6 protein-coding genes and 1 pseudogene are annotated in these 4,526 nt (G+C 69.0%); 2 read left to right on the top strand and 5 right to left on the bottom strand.

Going from position 1 to position 4,526, the window contains the following annotated elements; translation table 11 throughout:
• A pseudogene (locus tag AB0F18_RS38555) lies at positions 1 to 226 on the top strand (hypothetical protein); the annotation flags it as partial.
• Positions 227 to 686: 460 nt separating this feature from the next.
• Positions 687 to 1,124: a DUF3995 domain-containing protein gene (locus tag AB0F18_RS38550; protein WP_362070023.1), complete on the top strand. Its 438-nt coding sequence runs from the start codon at positions 687 to 689 to the stop codon at positions 1,122 to 1,124.
• A 534-nt stretch (positions 1,125 to 1,658) separates the two neighbouring features.
• Here AB0F18_RS38550 and AB0F18_RS38545 read toward each other — a convergent pair.
• From AB0F18_RS38545 to AB0F18_RS38525, 5 genes are all read right to left on the bottom strand, one after another.
• Entirely contained in the window at positions 1,659 to 1,874 is a 216-nt protein-coding gene (locus AB0F18_RS38545; protein WP_362070020.1) for a hypothetical protein, read from the bottom strand.
• 181 nt (positions 1,875 to 2,055) lie between these two features.
• Complete coding sequence (locus tag AB0F18_RS38540) at positions 2,056 to 2,289, bottom strand: hypothetical protein (protein ID WP_362070017.1); 234 nt, start codon at positions 2,287 to 2,289, stop codon at positions 2,056 to 2,058.
• A 47-nt stretch (positions 2,290 to 2,336) separates the two neighbouring features.
• Positions 2,337 to 3,188 (bottom strand): NAD(P)-binding domain-containing protein, encoded by an 852-nt coding sequence (locus AB0F18_RS38535; protein WP_362070014.1) that lies wholly within the window; start codon positions 3,186 to 3,188, stop codon positions 2,337 to 2,339.
• Positions 3,185 to 4,183, bottom strand: coding sequence for a UDP-glucose 4-epimerase GalE (gene galE, locus AB0F18_RS38530; protein WP_362070011.1), 999 nt, complete (start codon positions 4,181 to 4,183; stop codon positions 3,185 to 3,187). Before galE ends, AB0F18_RS38535 begins: the two co-directional genes overlap by 4 nt.
• A 68-nt stretch (positions 4,184 to 4,251) precedes the next feature.
• A complete protein-coding gene (locus tag AB0F18_RS38525) occupies positions 4,252 to 4,443 on the bottom strand; it encodes a hypothetical protein (protein ID WP_362070008.1) in 192 nt (63 codons plus the stop codon).
• Between the last annotated feature and the right edge of the window lie 83 nt (positions 4,444 to 4,526).

Raw genomic sequence — 4,526 nt, 5'->3', positions numbered from 1 at the left:
GGCCCTGGGGGCGCCGTTGCGGTGCCGGCTGCGGGTGACCGCGGCGGCGGTCGGCCACCTCGCCCGCGCCGGTCTGCTGGTCCGCCTCGGCGGGGCCGTCGAGTTCCGCGACGTTCAACCGGACCAGGTGGCCGCCCTCGCGCGCCGCCGGGACCTGCTGGCCCTACTCGACCGGCACGTCCCCCTCGGCCCCGGGCCAGGCCGCACGCCGCCTCGGCGTCCGTAGGGTGGATTGGGACCAAGCGGTCAGGCTTTGGTTGGGTCGCTCCGGTCGGCTCGGTGGAGATCGACTACAAATGGCAGGGCGGCGTGACCACGGTGCCGCTACTCAGCGGAGGACGTCGCCCTGCTCCCCGTCGTCCGCCCCTTGGGCGACTGGCGGGCGGTGTACGCCGCCCCTGCGGGCGCACGGTCCCCGCTCCCGCCTTGAGCCGGTTGTCCCGGGCCGGGACCAGGCCGGCCGCCCTCGTCGGCCGGTCGCACGGGGCTTCCCCCGTGCGGGGGAGGCAGGTTCGTTCCGGTGGCCGAGTCGCCCGTAGGGCTGTTCCGGCAGGATTTTCCGAGGCGGGACACCGTGCGGCAAACGAGACTTCGGGGGAATCATGACGACGGCAACGGCAACGGCAACGGATACGACGATGGCGCGCCGCGGCCGAAGTCGGACCTGGCCGGGATATGCGGCCGCCGTGGCGGCACTCGCCTACGCGGCACCGCACTTCTGGTGGGGCGCCGGGATCGGCGCGACCTTCCCCGGGGACTTCGCCTCCGCTCCGCACGGCACCTGGGAAGCCGCGGTCGGCTATTGGGTGATGGGCGCCGTGGCCGTGGCCGGTGGCGTGGTCGCGCTAGCACTGGTTCGGCCCTGGGGCCAGCGACTCCCGCGCCGTACCCTCTGTGCCCTGTCACTGACTGCATCGGTCGGCATGACCCTGTGGGGCTTCACCTACTTCGCGTTGCAATACCTGCTCGCCGCCGGCCGGGTCGTTTCCGCCCCCGCTTTCGCCGCCAAGGACGCCCACCCACAGGCCGCTTGGGGGCTCTTCTGGTACAGCCTCTTCGTCCTGTGGGGCCTCATGCTCGGCGTGGCCGCCTGGAACCGGCTGAGCAGCAAGCGCACCCACTGAGCGTAATCAGCGTCGTCTCTCCAGGGGGAGGACGGCTCTTGATGACCAAGCCTCTGAGACGAGCCTGTGCCGTAGACGAATACGGCCTCGTGCCGCAGGAGGAGGGGCGGGCGCCCGCCCCCGCCCAGAATCCGTACGCGGCGCCCGCCGCACCGCAGGCTGCGATACCGCGGCTGGTTGTCGTTAGGTTGCTGCGGCTGTTGTCATCTCGGGTTGTTGTCGTTGTTGCTGGTCAGGGGTGGGTCTCCTTCTGGTGGTGACATTGTGATGCGGTGTGTTCGGTGTCATCGGTGTGCGTTGTCGCTGGACAGCGGAGTGAGGTGTCTATGGGGTGTTGCCGGTGTCCGGGGTTGTGGGGGTCGTTGTTGTCGGGTCTCGGAACCGAGGTGCCGTCGGCCGTCGTCCTGGTGCGGCTCGGGGGCGGATTCCAGGACCTGGCCGTCCGCTGCTTCCCCGAGGGTGCGGACGGCCAGGTCGCTGTCGTGGTTCACGCGCGATGCAGCGTGCCGGGACGTGGGTGTTGGCCTGCCAGTCCTAGTTGTTGCCTTTGAGGAGGTTGCCGATCAGCTGCTCCGCCTGCTTATTGAGGATGGTGACGAAGGCTTCGCCGAGTACGTCGATGATGGAATCGGTTGCTTTGACAGGCCCGCTGTCGACAGGCTTGGTCTCCTGTGCCTGTGCGACGCCGGAGCAGGACAGGATGGCACCCGTGAGGGCGACTGCCGCGAGTACGCGCTTCATGTTGTTCACGGCCTGTAAACGACCATGGACAGGCCCGGTGATGCTCGGGGTTGGAATACGGGGACGCCAGCCGTCTGAACTGTGGGGTTCCTAGCTCGGGGCCTGGATTGCGCACGTACGAGGTGGGCGTCGGCGATGAACGCGCGGGCCGTCTTCTGGGACATCGGCCGCTTCGGCACGTTGGATCCGGTCATCGGGCGGTGTCCTCGGTGGCGTCGGCGGATGCGTGCGCAGGGTCGTGGGTGTTGGCGCGGTTGGCAGCCGCGCGCAGGGCCGTAGCGCGCTCGCGGTCGCGGGCGATCTCTCGCGGGTAGTCGATCTTCGGGTGCAGCAGTTCGGCTTCGCGTTCGCTCTCGCGGATCAGTCGTTCCCCGAGGTCGGCGTGCAGGTCCCACAGGTCGGCCTCGGCGCGCGGGTCGGGCACCAGTTGGCCCATCCGCACGGCAAGGGCGGCATCACAGACGAACGCCCTCATCTGATGGGTGGAGAACCGGGGCAGGCCGTCACTGACCGGGTGTTCTTGATCGGCCCAACTTTCGTGCCGGCGCAGCCACTGGTCGAGGCCGACGGCTGTCTTCTCCGCGCTGCCGTCCGCGGGAGCTGCGCGGCCGGGTGGGCCTGTTCGATGCGCTTGAGCTTGGAGGCGGCGAGCTGGGCCATCCAGCCGACGGAGGTGACGGCTTCGGCCGCTGTGTGGTAGTCCTCGCCGAGGTGCTCGGGGAGCTGGCGGGCAAATACGCCCAGGCAGTGCAGGAGAGCGGCCCCCCACGCGTTGAAGATCAGCTTGAAGCGGGCGGGGTTTCCCGGCTTGGAGAAGTCGAACCGCTTGGCAGTGAAGGCGTCCAGCACGCGGCGGCCTTCACCGGTGAGGGGGACGGGGCTGTGGAGGAAGCCGGTGAGCGTGCCCGTGCGGGCGCCGGGCCGGGAGCCGGTGACCGGGCATTCGACGGGTAGTCCGCCGGCGACGGTGATGTGCTCGTGCCAGTCTTCGGCCCAGCCGGGGCTGATCGTGGAGAGCTCGATGCAGGTGGCGCGGCGGGCGGTGATGGCGGCGCGGGTCTGGGGGTGTGTCCAGAAGGAGCGGCTGGTGTCGTCGTCGGCGAAGCAGCCGAGCACGACGTCGGGCCGGGCCGAGGCGATGGTGCCGGTACGTAGGAGCGCCGTGCCGGGCACGGGCTCCTTGAGGTGCCGGCTGGCGATGGTGACGTGGGTGCCGGGAAGGCCGGTGAGGTGGGGGATGATCCCCGCGGTCATCACGCCGTACCCGGCGACGAGGATCCTCGTCGCCGGACCGGCCTCGCCTAAGGGCGGGATGGGTGTCATGAGTCTCCGCTCAGCATGAGGGCGCGACGGTCGATCCAGGCCAGGGCATCGGCGATGCCCTGCTCCAGCGAAAGCTCCGGACGCCAGTCCAGGAGGGTGTCGGCGAGCGTGATGTCGGGGTAGGCGCCGGCGACGTCGCCCGGACGGCGATCGGTCAGCTGCGCGGGCATGGGCCTGCCGGTCACGCTCTCGAATGCCTTGATCAGCTCGAAAACGGTGGTGCCGGTGCCGGAGCCGAGGTTGATGACACGGTAGGTGTCCCCGCCGGCGGGAACGATCGTCTCGAAGTTGTTCAAGGCCGCGATGTGCGCGCGGGCGAGATCCCAGACGTGGACGTAGTCACGGATGCCGGTCCCGTCGCGGGTCTCCCAGTCGGTTCCGGTGACGGGGTAGGGCTCACCGGCGTGGAACTTGTCGATCATGACGCCGAGGGCATGCGTCGGCTTCATCACCTGCAATCCCGACCGCATCTTCGGGTCGGCCCCGATCGGATTGAAGTAGCGCAGGGAGACGGCCCGCAGCGCACTGCCGCCCGTGACGTCGCGCAGGGCACTCTCGAAGACGGCCTTGGTCCGCGCGTAGGGGCTGGACGGGTTGAGCGGCGCGGCCTCGGTGATGCCCAGCCCCGACTCGTAGATCGCGGCAGATGAGCTGAAGAGGAAGCGGGTGCAGCCGTTGCGCAGCAGGTGGCCGAGGAAGGCCAGGCCCTTGCTGACGTTCTCGGTGTAGTAGTACAGGGGCTCGGCAACCGACTCGGGCACCACGATCTTCGCGGCGCACCCGACCGCGGCCTGGATGTCGGGGTGCTCGGCGAAGATCTCGTCCAGGAGGTCACCGTCGCAGATGTCCCCTTCGTAGCAGATCCTCCCCTGGACGAACTCGCGCCGACCGGTGGAGAAGTTGTCAATGATGACCGGCTCGATGCCTTCGTCCAGGCAGGCCGAGGCAATGGTGCTGCCGATGAACCCGGCGCCGCCGCTGATGAGAACCTTCACGGGGTTGCTCCCAAGTCGTCTGCGGCTCCGCACTGTTGGGCGCGGAGCCATGGCTGTGAGGCGCGAGCCTAGCAGCGGTTAGACATGGTTCGTTCCGGTTCGTCCGGTCTCGGGAAGGGGCTGTAGAGGCACCAGATCATCGTCGGCTGGAAGACCTCGTGAATGCGCAGCCCGTACTGCTGCACCACGTCCACGGACCCGATGCAGCAGTCGGCCCGCCCGTCGGCGACGAGCCGGACGGCCGCCGGCTTAGACGTCATCTCATTTGGCGTGCTGTGTAGGCTGTCGATCGTGGCGGGAATTGTTGAGCGGCTGGTGCCGGATGAGTTGTGGGAGCTGTTCC

It is taken from the genome of Streptomyces sp. NPDC029216, from assembly GCF_040648015.1.
Classification (GTDB): Bacteria; Actinomycetota; Actinomycetes; order Streptomycetales; family Streptomycetaceae; genus Streptomyces.
This window is presented reverse-complemented; position numbering and strand designations above follow the sequence as displayed.